This window comes from Bacillus sp. 01N45, from assembly GCF_056399205.1.
In genome coordinates, this window is record NZ_JBFTQW010000001.1 from 421,599 (window position 1) to 435,907 (window position 14,309).

The 14,309-nt window shown below is 36.5% G+C and carries 16 protein-coding genes and 1 pseudogene; 3 read left to right on the forward strand and 14 right to left on the reverse strand.

The features are described 5' to 3' along the window. Positions 1-18 precede the first annotated feature (18 nt). The 7 genes from AC1DMU_RS02150 to argC form a co-directional block, all read right to left on the reverse strand. A complete protein-coding gene (locus AC1DMU_RS02150; RefSeq protein WP_088064500.1) occupies positions 19-537 on the reverse strand; it encodes an SMI1/KNR4 family protein in 519 nt (172 codons plus the stop codon). A 3-nt stretch (positions 538-540) separates the two neighbouring features. Beyond that, complete coding sequence (locus AC1DMU_RS02155) at positions 541-1,521, reverse strand: WXG100 family type VII secretion target (RefSeq protein WP_088064370.1); 981 nt, start codon at positions 1,519-1,521, stop codon at positions 541-543. A gap of 355 nt (positions 1,522-1,876) precedes the next feature. Continuing rightward, complete coding sequence (argF, locus tag AC1DMU_RS02160) at positions 1,877-2,827, reverse strand: ornithine carbamoyltransferase (RefSeq protein ID WP_088064371.1); 951 nt, start codon at positions 2,825-2,827, stop codon at positions 1,877-1,879. 12 nt (positions 2,828-2,839) lie between these two features. Further along, positions 2,840-4,000: an acetylornithine transaminase gene (locus tag AC1DMU_RS02165; RefSeq protein WP_476941462.1), complete on the reverse strand. Its 1,161-nt coding sequence runs from the start codon at positions 3,998-4,000 to the stop codon at positions 2,840-2,842. Then, the gene (gene argB / locus AC1DMU_RS02170) at positions 3,997-4,764 is read right to left on the reverse strand and encodes an acetylglutamate kinase (RefSeq protein ID WP_088064373.1); all 768 of its coding nucleotides are present in this window, start codon (positions 4,762-4,764) and stop codon (positions 3,997-3,999) included. Before argB ends, AC1DMU_RS02165 begins: the two co-directional genes overlap by 4 nt. An 11-nt stretch (positions 4,765-4,775) precedes the next feature. Continuing rightward, positions 4,776-5,999, reverse strand: coding sequence for a bifunctional glutamate N-acetyltransferase/amino-acid acetyltransferase ArgJ (argJ, locus tag AC1DMU_RS02175; RefSeq protein ID WP_142291806.1), 1,224 nt, complete (start codon positions 5,997-5,999; stop codon positions 4,776-4,778). 10 nt (positions 6,000-6,009) lie between these two features. Further along, entirely contained in the window at positions 6,010-7,047 is a 1,038-nt protein-coding gene (argC, locus tag AC1DMU_RS02180) for an N-acetyl-gamma-glutamyl-phosphate reductase (RefSeq protein WP_088064375.1), read from the reverse strand. Positions 7,048-7,421: 374 nt separating this feature from the next. Here argC and AC1DMU_RS02185 point away from each other — a divergent pair, with 374 nt between their 5' ends. Beyond that, entirely contained in the window at positions 7,422-7,607 is a 186-nt protein-coding gene (locus AC1DMU_RS02185; protein ID WP_088064376.1) for a YqzH family protein, read from the forward strand. Between the two features lie 29 nt (positions 7,608-7,636). On the opposite strand, the gene AC1DMU_RS02190 is transcribed toward AC1DMU_RS02185, so the two are convergent. After that, on the reverse strand, positions 7,637-8,431 hold the full coding sequence (locus AC1DMU_RS02190) for an SDR family oxidoreductase (RefSeq protein ID WP_075308096.1): 795 nt from the start codon (positions 8,429-8,431) through the stop codon (positions 7,637-7,639). Between the two features lie 9 nt (positions 8,432-8,440). After that, positions 8,441-9,394: an MBL fold metallo-hydrolase gene (locus tag AC1DMU_RS02195; protein ID WP_064474854.1), complete on the reverse strand. Its 954-nt coding sequence runs from the start codon at positions 9,392-9,394 to the stop codon at positions 8,441-8,443. Positions 9,395-9,559: 165 nt separating this feature from the next. Between AC1DMU_RS02195 and proI the strand changes: the two genes are divergently transcribed. After that, positions 9,560-10,399: a pyrroline-5-carboxylate reductase ProI gene (gene proI / locus AC1DMU_RS02200; protein WP_000027261.1), complete on the forward strand. Its 840-nt coding sequence runs from the start codon at positions 9,560-9,562 to the stop codon at positions 10,397-10,399. A gap of 51 nt (positions 10,400-10,450) precedes the next feature. On the opposite strand, the gene sdaAA is transcribed toward proI, so the two are convergent. From sdaAA to rnz, 4 genes are all read right to left on the reverse strand, one after another. Beyond that, a complete protein-coding gene (gene sdaAA, locus AC1DMU_RS02205; RefSeq protein WP_000489470.1) occupies positions 10,451-11,329 on the reverse strand; it encodes an L-serine ammonia-lyase, iron-sulfur-dependent, subunit alpha in 879 nt (292 codons plus the stop codon). Between the two features lie 18 nt (positions 11,330-11,347). Continuing rightward, entirely contained in the window at positions 11,348-12,007 is a 660-nt protein-coding gene (sdaAB, locus tag AC1DMU_RS02210) for an L-serine ammonia-lyase, iron-sulfur-dependent subunit beta (RefSeq protein WP_000877441.1), read from the reverse strand. 45 nt (positions 12,008-12,052) lie between these two features. Then, positions 12,053-12,199, reverse strand: coding sequence for a hypothetical protein (locus AC1DMU_RS02215; protein ID WP_179194447.1), 147 nt, complete (start codon positions 12,197-12,199; stop codon positions 12,053-12,055). Positions 12,200-12,752: 553 nt separating this feature from the next. Beyond that, entirely contained in the window at positions 12,753-13,676 is a 924-nt protein-coding gene (rnz, locus tag AC1DMU_RS02220; RefSeq protein WP_088064377.1) for a ribonuclease Z, read from the reverse strand. A gap of 189 nt (positions 13,677-13,865) precedes the next feature. On the opposite strand from rnz, the gene AC1DMU_RS02225 reads away from it, so the two are divergent. Then, positions 13,866-14,117, forward strand: a complete 252-nt coding sequence (locus tag AC1DMU_RS02225; protein WP_000656495.1) for a DUF3932 family protein — start codon at positions 13,866-13,868, stop codon at positions 14,115-14,117. Between the two features lie 34 nt (positions 14,118-14,151). On the opposite strand, the pseudogene AC1DMU_RS02230 reads toward AC1DMU_RS02225, so the two are convergent. After that, positions 14,152-14,286: pseudogene (locus AC1DMU_RS02230) on the reverse strand (DNA polymerase IV); the annotation flags it as partial. Positions 14,287-14,309: the final 23 nt, after the last annotated feature.

A 14,309-nucleotide genomic window follows, 5' to 3' on the forward strand; every position in this document is an offset into this window, starting at 1 on the left:
AAAACACGATTGCATAAACTACCCCTTTAAAGCTAATATCTCTTCTCTATTATAGTCGATCATTGCTAAAAAGTACTCGTCAAAATTCTCAAATCTATCTATTTCTTCACCCGCAAACCAAATTATCTCTCCTGGTCTAGAAGAATTAGGTAAACATAAAACAAATAAATCCCTATCAAATTCAGAAACTGCTATTGGTAATAGCTCCTGTCTTAAAACACCGCTTTCTTCTAAAACAACATCATCTATAGCTTCTAATAATACCTGAGCATAATCCATTATAGATGATTCCTTTAATTGCTCCGTACCAAATAAATCCACCGTTTGATAAAAGCCTGCCCAACCATTGGCATATTGAAGAAATTCTCGATACATTAAATCAAGCTTATATCCCAATTCTTGTTCAATAATGCGAATAGATTTTTCATTTGCTCCCACCTCTGGAAAATGGTGTGGCCATATTTTTTCTACATCTTGTTTCATTAGCTCCTGCTTCACTAAAATCATTGTAGCTATCTTATCTTTCCAATTATTCATCATCTACTCCTCCTCTACAAACTTAAATTTTGTAGGTTTATAACCAATTGGATATTTATTAGCCTGTCCACCTATGCTCATATTAACTTTTGGATCAAGGTCTAACCAACTATGAGGCTCCGGTTTCCCCATCCAAGTTGTATCAGGAACATGACCAACATGTCCCTTGTATGCTTCTCCATTATCAGCAGCTCGCTTACCTTCTAGCCTTGCCGCACGTGAAGCTTCTTGTCTTAATTTACCTTTAGTTGATACCCTTCCTGTTGGTGATAAAGCACCAGCTTCTAAGGCTTTATTAGATCCCTCAACATAAGCCTTAACTTGCGCTATCTGTTCATCTGTCGCTCCAGGAGGTGCTTTGACCTCTACAGGTCCCCCAGCTTTACCGGCCCCCTTAACTCCATTGACTTTCTCCACAGATACTTTTTTAGCTTTATTCACAGCCTCAGTAGCCTTAGCAGTCATTTTAACTCCTTTGCCTACTTTAGCTATCTTCCCAAAGGGTGTAATCCCTGCTACTGCCATTCCTCCAGCAAATACTCTATCCAAAGTAGATAGTTTTTCGCCAGTAGATGGATCAATCCCATCCCAAGCACGACGAATATCATACTCACCACTTATTTCACCTACTATATCCCTAGCAAGTTTTTCACCATCAAAATCCTCTTTTTCTGATGATAGTGGTCCACACATCGCTCCTTGTTCCATTGTAACATCTTGATTATCTGTATTGCGGAATTTTTCAGCAATTCGTTTCAAATCTTCTTCTACTTTTACAAGTGAATGAATAGATGTAAAAGCTTTTAGTCTCGCATCATTGAACATTTGAATGAACTGTTGATTAGAGGCACCAATCCACTGAAAACACAATTGATCTATTTCATTACATAAATTATTATGTATAGATTCTAATGCGATTCGGGTATTGCTTGCACGATTCGCAACTTCTTCTAGCATTTCAGGTGTAACTTTAATTTGAACCATTTTTTTCCTCCCTCTCCCAATTAAAATTATGAGATAAAAAGAAAAAAATGTAAATACAGAAATTTCAGAACATCCAAAAATCTTTATACAACATAAAGCCTGCTTAACAGCAAATGAAGCCTACGTGTATGTGAAGTAAAGAGTCTTCTTAGTAAACTAGGCACAAAAGGTTATACAAAAAATTTAGTAGCTGTTTCTCTAATAGATATCCCCCCTCTACCCATATAATTAAGTACATTCAGTATATACTCAAAGTAATATCTTTTTATTGTATTTACTTTCTCTTCTAAAAAGAATTTAACCATAAAAAACACCCCAATTGTTATTCGTATCTAACAATTGAGGTGCACTTCATTTAAGAAAGTTCTTCTACATTTTTAAATAAACTTACTAATAATGCTTTTTGCGCGTGCAATCGATTACCAGCTTGCTCAAAGACGATAGACTGTGGTCCATCTATAATTTCTCCTGTTACTTCTTCTTCACGATGGGCAGGTAAACAGTGTAAGAAACGATATGTTTGCTTCGCATGCATAACAAGTTCTTTATTGATTTGGTAAGGTTGAAATAAAGTATATTTCTCTTCTTCTCCTTCTTGCCCCATGCTCATCCAAACGTCAGTATAAATGAAATTTGCTTCACTCACCGCTAATTCAGGATTATGCAAAATTTCAATTACAGCCCCTGTTTCTTCAGCAATCATTAACGCTTTTTTTACAATTTCCTCATTCGGTTCATATCCTACAGGCGTCGCAACAGTCATATTCATTCCAACTTTCGCACTCGCTAACAACAATGAATGACATACGTTATTCCCATCACCTACATAAGCTAATTTAATTCCTTTAAATGTCTTTACTTCTTCATAAATCGTCATTAAATCTGCCAACGCTTGACAAGGGTGGTGATCGTCCGTTAATCCATTAATAACAGGTATGCTCGATTCTTTTGCAAGCTCTTCTACATCGGCATGTGAGAATGTACGTATCATGATCCCGTCAATATAATGAGATAATACTTTCGCAGTATCTGAAACGCTCTCCCCTCTTCCAATTTGCATCTCTTTCCCACTTAAAAACATGCCATGTCCTCCGAGCTGTACCATTCCCGCTTCAAAAGATACGCGAGTACGAGTCGAATGTTTATCAAAGATAAGCCCTAATATTTTCCCTTGTAATAAAGGCTCTTGCTTATTCTTTTTTAAATATATAGCGAACTCAATTAAAGAAATGATTTCTTCTTGTGTCAGTTCTTCTAATGTTAAAAAATCTTTCGTATTTAATTTCGGTACTTGTACAGTTGACATGGAATTTCCCCCTTATATGATTGATACGTTTTTTGTACAAACTACTTTTTTTATCATATATACTGCCTGTTCTAACTCTTCATTCGTTACAATAAGTGGTGGTAATAGTCTTATCACATTAGATCCTGCTTGTAATACGAGAAGACCCTCTTTCTCTAGTTGTTCTATAAAACTTGCAACTTCATGCTTACACTCAACCCCAATCATAAGCCCCTTACCACGTATATTTTGAATACAGTCGACATGTCGTAATTCCTCTCGCAACTTCTCTAATACGTATTCGCCCTTTTCCTTTACTTCTTTTAAAAACGATGGTTTCTTACTTACTTGCAATACTTCTTTCGCTGCAGCCATCGCAATATAATTCCCGCCAAACGTTGAACCGTGTGATCCTGCAGTGAACGACGTTCCGAGTTCCTTACGGCCGATCATCGCTCCAACAGGAATACCATTTCCTAGTGCCTTTGCAACGGTAACGATATCAGGTTTTATCCCCATTTGTTCGTAAGCAAATAGTGTTCCTGTTCTTCCTATCCCCGTTTGTACTTCGTCTATAATAAATAAGGAGCCGAACTTATTACATAATGTTTCAATCTCTTCCAAAAAAGATAGATTAGCAGGTATGACTCCTCCCTCTCCTTGAACAACTTCTACCATTACTGCCGCAACTTCTTCATTCATTACCTCTTTCAATGCCTTAATATCATTAAAAGGAATATGTAAAAAAGATGGAAGTAATGGACCAAATCCTTCTTTCACTTTATTTTGCCCCGTCGCACTCATCGTTCCGAATGTTCTACCGTGAAAAGACTGCTTGCATGTTACGACGAGAGACTTTTCAGTATGCTTACGGGCTAACTTCAAAGCTGCTTCATTCGCCTCTGCCCCGCTATTACAGAAGAACACATAATCTAATGCAATATTTTCTGTTAATAATGACGCGACTTCTTCTTGTAAGCTGTTTGTAAACAGGTTAGATATATGCCATATATCATGAAGTTGCTCTTGTACAGCTTTCATAACAGTAGGGTGACAATGTCCTAAATTACATACGCCAATTCCTGATGTGAAATCTAAATATTGCTTACCATTTTCATCAACGACTTTCGTTCCACTTCCCTTTACAAGCTCAATATTTCTTCTCCCATACGTTTGAAAAAGATGACYTGTCATACGATACTTACTCCTTTCGTTACCGTCGTTCCAATACACTCTCCCGTAACTTCAGTAAAATCTTTTGTACCGTTCACAATACTTATCTTTTGCACTCCCATTTTTAATGACGCTAGTGCCGCCTGTACTTTCGGAATCATCCCGCCTGTAATAACTCCTTTTTCTATTAAATTCACAATTTCAAATTCATCCGTTTTCTTTAGTAACTTTCCTTCATGTAATACCCCATCTACATCTGTAATAAAAATGAGTTCTTTTGCAGATAATGCAGCCGCAATTCCAGCTGCGGCGGTATCCGCATTTATGTTATAAATCTCATTATCATTTATGCCGACCGGAGCAATAACAGGAATATAATTCATATTTATTAATCCTTTTAGTAAGGCCGTTTCGACATAACTTACTTCTCCCACATATCCTATCTCCTCACTGACAGGTTGAACTTGAAGTAACTTGCCATCACACCCTGAGCAACCTACCGCAAGTAAATTATGCCTTTGCAACTTCATTACAAACTTTTTATTCGTACTTCCGCATAGCACCATTTGAACAATATCCATAACTTCTTTTGGTGTTACTCGTAATCCATCTCTTTTTTCTACTTTGATGTTACAATCTTTTAATTGGGCATCAATTTCTGGGCCGCCGCCATGGACAATCACTACTTTATACTTCTGTTGCAATTTCTTTATGCAATCAAAAAACACATCATTTAATTGATCCAACATACTACCGCCGCATTTCACTACAATATAATCGCTCATCTTCCCTCTCCTTATGTACGATAACAAGCGTTTATTTTCACATATTCATAGCTTAAGTCACAGCCCCAAGCTGATCCTGTCTCTTCTCCTAAATGTAAATACACATCAATCATAATTTCATGTTCTTTTAATTTCTTTTTCATTTCCTCTTCAGAAAACATTTGAGGTTCACTATTTTTCAGCACCGTAATAGATTGAAGAGTAATATCAATTGTATTTGGGTTAATCGTGACTTCACTTTGTCCAATACTGCTAATAATTCGCCCCCAGTTTGGATCTTCACCATGTATTGCTGTTTTCACAAGACTCGAACCGACTATTTGCTTTGCAATTTTCTTTGCCTCTTCATTCGTTCGAGCTCCTAACACATTTACTTCTATTAACTTCGTAGCGCCCTCACCATCTTGTGCGATTTTTTTCGCTAAATCTTCACATACCTTCTGTAAAGCAAATACGAAAGTTTCCCAATCTGCATGTTCCATATTGATTGGTTTCGTTTCTGATAATCCACTTGCCATAACGATGACCATATCATTCGTAGAAGTATCTCCATCTACCGTAATTTGATTAAATGTACGATTCGTTATTTGTGATAATACTGTTTGTAATACGTCATGCTCTATATGAGCGTCTGTCGTAATAAAACTTAGCATCGTCGCCATATTTGGATGAATCATCCCTGAACCTTTCGCAACACCAGCAATCGTCACTTTCTTCCCATCAATCATCATTTCATAGCAAGTTTCTTTCGTTATAAGATCCGTCGTTAAGATTGCTTCAGAAAAAGAATGAGCTTCACTTTCTTCCTTCGTCGGGATAAGAGTTGCAATTCCCTTTCGGATTATATCCATCGGTAAAGGGACACCAATTACACCTGTTGAAGCTACTGCAACGTAATTTTCTTTCAATCCAAAATGTTCCGCTCCTAATGCACGCATCTCGTAAGCATCTTGTAACCCTTTCATTCCTGTACAAGCATTTGCATTTCCACTATTGACGATAATTGCCTGCAATTTCCCCTCAGCTGTTATACTGTCTTTCGTTACTTGCAGGGGAGCTGCTTGTATTTGATTCGTTGTATAAACGGCAGCACATGATGCTGGCACTTCACAAATGATTACACCTAAATCCTTTTTGTCTTTTTTCAAACCATTTGCAGTACCGACTGCCGAAAAGCCTTTTGGCGTTACAATTGAACCATTATCTAATTTTGTAATAGACTCTACTTTAATCATCATGTCCCCCTTATAAATAAAGCGGCATATGCTGTAAACCTGTTGTTTCTTCTAGTCCCGCTACTATATTTGCATTTTGAATCGCTTGCCCAGCCGCACCTTTCATCATATTGTCTATAACAGAAACGACTGTCACTCTTCCGGTTCTTTCATCGTAAGCTATCCCCATATCACAATAATTTGAGCCCCTCACTTCTTTCGGACTTGGAAACTCTCCTTGCGTACGAATTCGAATGAAAGGCGATTGTTCATACGTTTCTTCATATAATTTTTGAAGTTTCCCTATTTCCATTTCTCGTTTTACTTTCGCATAAAGTGTAACCATAATTCCCCGTGATATCGGTATTAAATGTGTACTAAACGTGATTGGCTTCGTTTCCCTATTCCACTCCGCGAGCATTTGCTCAATCTCAGGAACATGTTGATGCTCATTTACTTTATAAATACGCAGGTTATCGTATAACTCAGGAAAGTGAGTCATTGTCGTTGGCGTTTTGCCTGCTCCAGATACTCCTGATTTCGCATCAATAATAATGGAATCTTCTTCAATTATGTCGCTACGAACTAACGGCAATACCGCTAATAATGCAGCTGTAGCAAAGCATCCTGGGTTTGCAATTAAATTTGCATTTTGAATCTCGGACCTTTTCCATTCACTTAACCCATATACAGCTTTACTAAGAACTGCTTCTTTTGCAGCTGTCCTTTTATACCACTGTTCATATATGAAAGGATCTTTCATACGAAAGTCTCCAGATAGGTCAATTACTTTTAAACCTACTGCTAATAATTTTGGAGTTAGCTCTGCTGATACTCCTGCTGGGGTTGCCAAAAATACAATTTCTGCTTCTTTCACTATTTCTTCCGCATCAATTTCTTGTAACGTATGAACAAGAACATTTTGAAAATGCGGATATACATTTGTTATACACTCGCCAACTTGCGAAAAAGAATGAAGAGATGCTATCGAAAAATATGGATGTTGCTCTAATAACCGAATTAACTCAATACCTCCATACCCAGTTGCTCCAATAATCGCGACTTTCATATGCTCCTCCTCATATCAATTCTTTAAATTAAGTATGATTATAATATTGTATATTTATAGAGTCAATTAAATATTTATAAATCTTACAAACTTAAAAAACTTAATTTTACTAGAAAAACAATATACACAATAGAATTTTTATACACAAATAGTGTATAGTAGTTTTTTCATTTCACTTCAAGTACAATAAAGTGAAACTATAATCAGTGGGGTTTTGTTCATCCTCACTGATTATTAGTTGAACCAATCGGGCGTTTAGGGGCAGTCGATCTCCCACCTAACTTCTTTGCTCTAGCCGAATTTTAAGGTGGGAGTTTTACTGCCCGTTAATGCCGGGTAAAACAATACATACGTACATACAGGCGGGGAAAAACATGAATGAAAAATTAATTGAGAAAATGATCATAAAAAGTTTTCAACAATATCAATGTAATACTATGTCAAATGAGGATCAGGAAATGCTAATTAAACATATTCAAACGATAATTCATTCAAATACTGAAATTGATGTATACGAGGCAGTTGAGGATATCGTTTACGATTATGTGACTGGAAAATAAAAAATAGGAGATTTCCATATGGAAATCTCCTATTTTTTATTTAATGATTTACCTGCAACACGCTCAAATAAACCTGGGAATAGTGCATAAAGTTTCGGACCAATGCCCATCCACTTCGGTAAGTTTACTTCACGCTTTTTCGTTTGCATCGATTTTACGATCTGCTCTGCTACATATGTTGGTTTTAACATGTACCGTCCCATATTTTTCACATATGTACCGGATTGATCCGCTATTTCAAAAAAGTTTGTATCTATCGGACCTGGATTAATCGCTGTTACGAAAATATTTGTACTAGACAACTCCATGCGTAAACTATTCGTAAATCCTAATACTGCATGTTTCGTCGCTGCATACGCACTCGATTTTGGAGTTGCAATTTTCCCAGCAAGTGAAGCAATATTAATAATATGTCCTTCGTTCCTTTTCACCATATAGGGTAGTACCGCTTTCGTACAAGCTACTAATCCAAATACATTTACTTGGAACATATCTTTCACTTCATCCATTGACGCATCTTCAAATGTTTTAAAAATACCAAATCCCGCATTGTTTACTAATATATCAATACGTCCCACTTCTTGTAATACCTTTGAAAAAACAGATTGTACTTCCATCTCTTCACTTACATCTAATACATAATAATAGCAAGGCGTATTATAAGTTTCTTTAATTTTCTCTGCTAACGCTTTTAATTTCTCTTCTGTTCTAGCCATTAATACTGGAGTCGCCCCCTGCTCTGCAACTTGCATTGCAACTTGCTCTCCAATTCCACTAGAAGCACCTGTAATGACGATTACTTTATCTTGTAAACGTCCCGTCATTGCTGTCACCTACTTTGCATAATAAATCAATTGTTGCGAAGATTCATCAATCATCACTTGTTGATTATATGCTAAAAAGTCTAATTGTCCAACAGTTTCTGAAATAGTAAGCGGCAATTGCTCCTTATATAATACCGGAAATAGTTTTACACATACTTCAAATGCTGTCATTGGTTTTTCCTTTAATAACTCAAGCACTTTAAACGCACGTGTTTCTTGCTTTTGTAATCTCGTTTCAATAAGTTGTTTCACATTTAGAACATCTTCTCCATGTCCTGATAAAATGCGCGAAATATTCATTTCACTTAAACGCTTTAATGTTTGATTATATTGTAATAACGGGCGCGCCCTTTCTGTTTGTCCTTCATATGGTGGTTCTAATATGGGATTCGAAGAAATATGGCTAATGAGAGCATCCCCGCCAATTAATATTCCATCAGATTCTCTATATAATGAAATATGAGTGGAAGCATGACCTGGTGTTTCGATTACTGTAAACCCAGGTAAAGAATCAATACGATCTCCCTCTCTCACAGTATGCGTTAACGATCTATTACAAGAATATTTAAGTGTCTTCGTCGTCAATAACGCCTCGTCTTTCAAAAATGCCGCTGGAACACCAAATTGCAAAGCTGTCTCTCTAAAAAACTCATGATACCACTTTAAAAATTCTGGATTTTGCGTGATCCAAGGCTCATTCCAAGGATGTCCAATAATATTCGTTTTCTCAGAAAATATATTTAAAAGCCCACAATGATCCGCATGATGATGCGTAATGACTACCGTTTTAATATCTTCTATCGCATATCCTAATGTACCTAATTGCCTTTCTAAAGCACTTCTTGCCTCTTCTGTATTCGTCCCTGTATCAATTAATGTTAATGTCTCCCCCTCAACTAAAAACACATTCACAGTTTCAACTGCAAATGGCACAGGAATCTCCATTCGGTGAATCGCCGTCATGCTTAGCCCCCCTGTCTCTTTCCGGTTCAAAAATGAATACTTCTTCAGTTTACAACTTCTATATATATTTGTCATTATTTTCAGATAAAAAGAGGTGTTTCCTGTAAAAAAACGAATGTATGTACATTTATAAGAATTTCTAACCAAATTTAAAGGAGGAACATCATGTCTATTCAAAACATTTCCTTTCTCGGTGCAGGCTCTATTGCTGAAGCTATTATTGGTGGCTTGTTACATGCAAATGTTGTGAAAGGCGAACAAATTACCGTAAGTAATCGTTCTAACGAGACAAGATTGCAGGAGCTACATAAAAAATATGGCGTAAAAGGTACGCATAATAAAAAAGAGCTACTTACTGATACAACTATTCTTTTTCTAGCAATGAAACCAAAGGATGTTGCAGAAGCGCTTACTCCTTTTAAAGAAGATATACATAATAACCTGCTTATTATTTCCTTATTAGCAGGTGTTTCTACTCACTCGATTAGAAACCTACTTCAAAAAGATGTTCCGATTATTCGTGCGATGCCAAATACATCTGCAGCTATTTTAAAATCAGCTACTGCTATCTCGCCTTCAAAACATGCAACAGCGGAACATATTCAGACTGCCATAGCTTTATTTGAAACGATCGGTCTCGTCTCTGTTGTAGAGGAAGAAGATATGCATGCTGTCACTGCATTATCTGGAAGTGGGCCTGCTTATATTTATTACGTAGTGGAAGCGATGGAAGAAGCCGCAAAAACAATTGGTTTAAAAGAAGATGTTGCAAAGTCACTTATTCTTCAGACGATGATTGGTGCTGCTGAAATGCTAAAAGCAAGTGAAAAACACCCTTCTGTTTTGCGAAAGGAAATTACTTCTCCTGGCGGAACGACCGAAGCAGGCATTGAAGTATTACAAGAACATAAATTTCAACAAGCACTTATTTCTTGTATTACACAGGCTACACAACGATCACATAATCTTGGGAAAACATTAGAACAACTAACAAAAGAAAAATAAAAATGGAGCTCAATCTTACTTGAGCTCCATTTTTTTATTAACATATATTGTTTAGTTATTAGTCTTCCCAAAAATCTCTTCTTGCAGACGGCGACCAGTTGGTGTTGCTGCAAGTCCACCTTCAGCTGTTTCACGAAGTGCTACTGGCATCGTTTGTCCGATTCTAAACATCGCCTCAATCACTTCATCACATGGAATTGTACTCGTTACGCCAGCTAATGCTAAATCAGCTGAAATCATCGCATTCGCAGCTCCTGCTGCATTACGTTTTACACAAGGTACTTCTACAAGCCCTGCAACAGGATCACATACTAAACCAAGCATATTCTTTAATGAAATCGCCATCGCTGTAGCTGCTTGATCTTGTGTTCCACCAGCCATCTCAACTGCTGCTGCTGCTGCCATTCCACTTGCTGAACCTACTTCAGCTTGGCAACCTCCTGCCGCGCCGGAAATACAAGCATTATTCGCAACAACCATACCGAAAGCTCCTGCTGTAAATAAAAATTCGATCATCTCTTCGCGTGTCGGCTGTAATTTTTCTTGCAGTGCAAACAGTACACCTGGCACTGTTCCAGCAGACCCTGCTGTTGGTGTTGCACAAATAATTCCCATCGCTGCGTTTACTTCATTTGTTGCAACAGCTTTACTCACCGCGTCCAAAATCGTATCTCCAGATAAGCCTTTTCCGCTATTCATATACGCCTGAACTTTTACAGCATCTCCGCCAGTTAAACCAGTTGGTGATTTCACTCCGCGAATACCACGTTCTACTGCTTGCTCCATCACGACTAAGTTCTTTTCCATACCAGCAATTACTTCTTCACGTGAAATACTTCTTGTTTTCATTTCACATTGAATCATAATTTCTGCGATTTTTACATTTTGTTCTTTAGCTTGCGCCACTAGTTCCGCTGCGTTCCGAAACATGGTGTGTCCCCCCTGCAATTATTCCATAATAGTTACTTGACAAATATTTTGTTGCGCGTTTATTTCTTCAATCACTTCATCTGCTAATAATTCATCTGTTTCGATAACCATAAGCGCTCTTCTTCCTTTTTCTTTACGAGAAACACTCATTGTACTAATGTTAATTTCATGTTTCGCAAGGATTGAAGCTACTGCTGCAATAGCACCGAAGCGATCGTTATTTACAATAAGTAGTGCTGGACTCGTGCCTGTTAATTGAAGATCGAATCCGTTTAATTCTACAACTTCAATTTTACCGCCACCAATTGAGCAAGCAACAACTTCAATTTCTTCTTCACCTTTATACAAACGAATTCTCGCTGTATTTGGGTGAGGTGCATTTGCATCTTCTTCAATAAATTCTACTTCGATTTTGCGCTCTTTTGCTATGTCTAGCGCTTCTGGAATACGTAAGTCATCTGTTTCAAACCCTAATATCCCACCTATTAACGCTACATCTGTACCATGCCCACGATACGTCTTTGCAAATGATCCATATAATGAAATGCTTACTCTTTCTGGTTCATGACGAAACAGCTGGCGAGCAACTTGCCCCATTCTTGCTGCGCCTGCTGTATGTGAACTTGATGGACCAATCATAACTGGACCAATAATATCAAATACTGAGCGATACTTCATCATAACTCCCCCTAAACCTCTGTGCAAAAATTTTTTACTATTCTATTAAGCTACCGAATCGGTTGCTTTTCCAGTTGTACGACGAATTTGTTCCGCTATACGAATTGGATAGTTTTTGAATAACAGTGAAACAATATATCCTGAAATAATACCAATTATCATAATAAATAAGAAACTTAGCATTACCTTCATTTACTAATCATATAAGCTAATCCACAATAAAGTCTTGTAGCAATCCAAAGTTTAACACAGAACCCCTTACAAGCATAGCATAAACAAGTGAAACTCCCATTGCTTTCATACCTTTTAGTGCTTTAAAGCTAAAAAATGAAAAAAGACTTAGTACAAATAATAGTAATATCCTTCTTATTTATAATTCTCATGTTTCCCTCTCACGATTTAGTCAACTCCACTTGTTACGACAAATGGCTAAAACGCATGTAGCCTACAATAAATTATAATCTGCCCTCATTATATCTTGTTTTTAATAAAACGCTTACTTTTAATAAATTTTAAAAGTTCTGAATAACGATCCGTTTTTGCTATTTGTACCACTCGTATGTCGTCTGACTTATATAACAGTTTCTCTAAACAATCGGTACTATGTATTTTTATCCTATTTCTTCACATCATTAAAACTTTCTGTTTCATCCAATATAAACATAAAATGATAACAGTTTTATTTTAAATTTTTTTTAGAAATAAAAAAATGGCAACCTTTCGTCACCATTTTTTCACACCATTATTATCTATCTACTGGAAATGATTTCAAATCCGTAGCTATTTCTGTATTAGAAAATAGCTCTCTTGCCTCTTTCCATAATTCCTTATATGTATCTCCTTGATAACGAGAACTAATATGAGTCAATATTAATCGTTTTGCATTTGCCTGAAGTGCAATACTCGCAGCTTGCTTAGATGTAGAATGAAAATAATCATATGCTTGTTGTTCATCCTCTGCTGCAAAAGTGGCTTCATGAACAAGTACGTCAGCGTCTTGTGCCAGCTCTCTACTCGCTTCACAATATCTTGTATCACCTAAAATGGTAATAATTCTTCCCTTTTGAGGTGGACCAATAAAGTCTTTTCCATTTAGTATCGTACCATTTTCTAATTCAACTACTTCTCCATCTTTTAAACGTTTAAAGAGCGGGCCAGGTTTCACACCCATCTCCAGTAATTTATCGACTAAAAGAGCACCTTGTATATCTTTCTCTACAATACGATACCCAAAACATTCAATACCATGTGACAATCTTTTCGTTTCCACGTGAAATTCATTATCTTCAAATACAGTACCTTCTTCTATTATCTCCACAATTTCAAGTGGGTATTTTACATGTGTCGTACTTACTGATAATGCCACTTCAATAAATTGTTTAATTCCTTTTGGTCCATACACTGTTAAAGGTGTAGTCCCTCCTTGAAATGAACGGCTTCCTAATAAACCAGGCAAGCCAAAAATATGATCACCATGTAAATGCGTAATAAATATTTTTTCAATGCGGCGTGGGCGTACTGATGTATGTAATATTTGATGTTGCGTCGCCTCGCCACAATCAAATAACCAAGTCTGTCCTCGTTCTTCTAACAATTGCAAAGCAATTGCCGAAACGTTCCTTCCTTTCGAAGGAACACCTGCACCAGTTCCTAAAAATACAAATTCCACTTTCTTTCCTCCAGCTCTTTATATAATCTACCTTTCATCTTACGGAATGTTATTTCAAATGGCAAATCGAATTTACATAACCAATCATCTAGACAACTATATATCACGAACGTTATACTCAAAAAACTTAGTAATCGTTCGTGTTTTATGTTAAAATGATTATACTACATTTTAAGGGAGCGTTTTATTATGAAAGAAGCATTTCGTTTACAAACTGATTTTTCATCTTCATTTGATCGCTGGGTAAGTTCTTTCGTTTCTGATCACCCAGCACAATTAGAATGGACGACTTTGAAAGAATTAATCCATGAATATACAACAACACATACAAATGATTCATTACCAACATATATTTCTTCAGCTTTAACATATTACGCACAACGCGTTTCAACAACAAACAGTTCAGAAATTGTTATTTTTGAAAATGCTACAATCTCATAATCTATAATAAAAAGCACTGGTTACAGTGCTTTTTTTATTTATACTTATTTAGCAAATCGTCATATTCCGTCAAAAAATTTGTATACATACTTTGATCAAACTCATCTAAATTTATCCTTTCACTTGATTTATTAAATAATTCTTTTGCTTGTAGTGCAAAAGAAACAATTTATTTTCTATAAAAACTTTATA

Coding starts and splice junctions, on each gene's coding strand:
- AC1DMU_RS02190 (WP_075308096.1), bottom strand. CDS start 8,431: ATGACGGGACGTTTACAAGATAAAGTAATCGTCATTACAGGTGCTTCT.
- AC1DMU_RS02150 (WP_088064500.1), bottom strand. CDS start 537: ATGAATAATTGGAAAGATAAGATAGCTACAATGATTTTAGTGAAGCAG.
- AC1DMU_RS02155 (WP_088064370.1), bottom strand. CDS start 1,521: ATGGTTCAAATTAAAGTTACACCTGAAATGCTAGAAGAAGTTGCGAAT.
- argB (WP_088064373.1), bottom strand. CDS start 4,764: ATGAGCGATTATATTGTAGTGAAATGCGGCGGTAGTATGTTGGATCAA.
- AC1DMU_RS02195 (WP_064474854.1), bottom strand. CDS start 9,394: ATGACGGCGATTCACCGAATGGAGATTCCTGTGCCATTTGCAGTTGAA.
- sdaAB (WP_000877441.1), bottom strand. CDS start 12,007: ATGAAGTATCGCTCAGTATTTGATATTATTGGTCCAGTTATGATTGGT.
- proI (WP_000027261.1), top strand. CDS start 9,560: ATGTCTATTCAAAACATTTCCTTTCTCGGTGCAGGCTCTATTGCTGAA.
- argJ (WP_142291806.1), bottom strand. CDS start 5,999: ATGATTAAAGTAGAGTCTATTACAAAATTAGATAATGGTTCAATTGTA.
- argC (WP_088064375.1), bottom strand. CDS start 7,047: ATGAAAGTCGCGATTATTGGAGCAACTGGGTATGGAGGTATTGAGTTA.
- sdaAA (WP_000489470.1), bottom strand. CDS start 11,329: ATGTTTCGGAACGCAGCGGAACTAGTGGCGCAAGCTAAAGAACAAAAT.
- AC1DMU_RS02215 (WP_179194447.1), bottom strand. CDS start 12,199: ATGAAGGTAATGCTAAGTTTCTTATTTATTATGATAATTGGTATTATT.
- argF (WP_088064371.1), bottom strand. CDS start 2,827: ATGTCAACTGTACAAGTACCGAAATTAAATACGAAAGATTTTTTAACA.
- AC1DMU_RS02185 (WP_088064376.1), top strand. CDS start 7,422: ATGAATGAAAAATTAATTGAGAAAATGATCATAAAAAGTTTTCAACAA.
- AC1DMU_RS02225 (WP_000656495.1), top strand. CDS start 13,866: ATGAAAGAAGCATTTCGTTTACAAACTGATTTTTCATCTTCATTTGAT.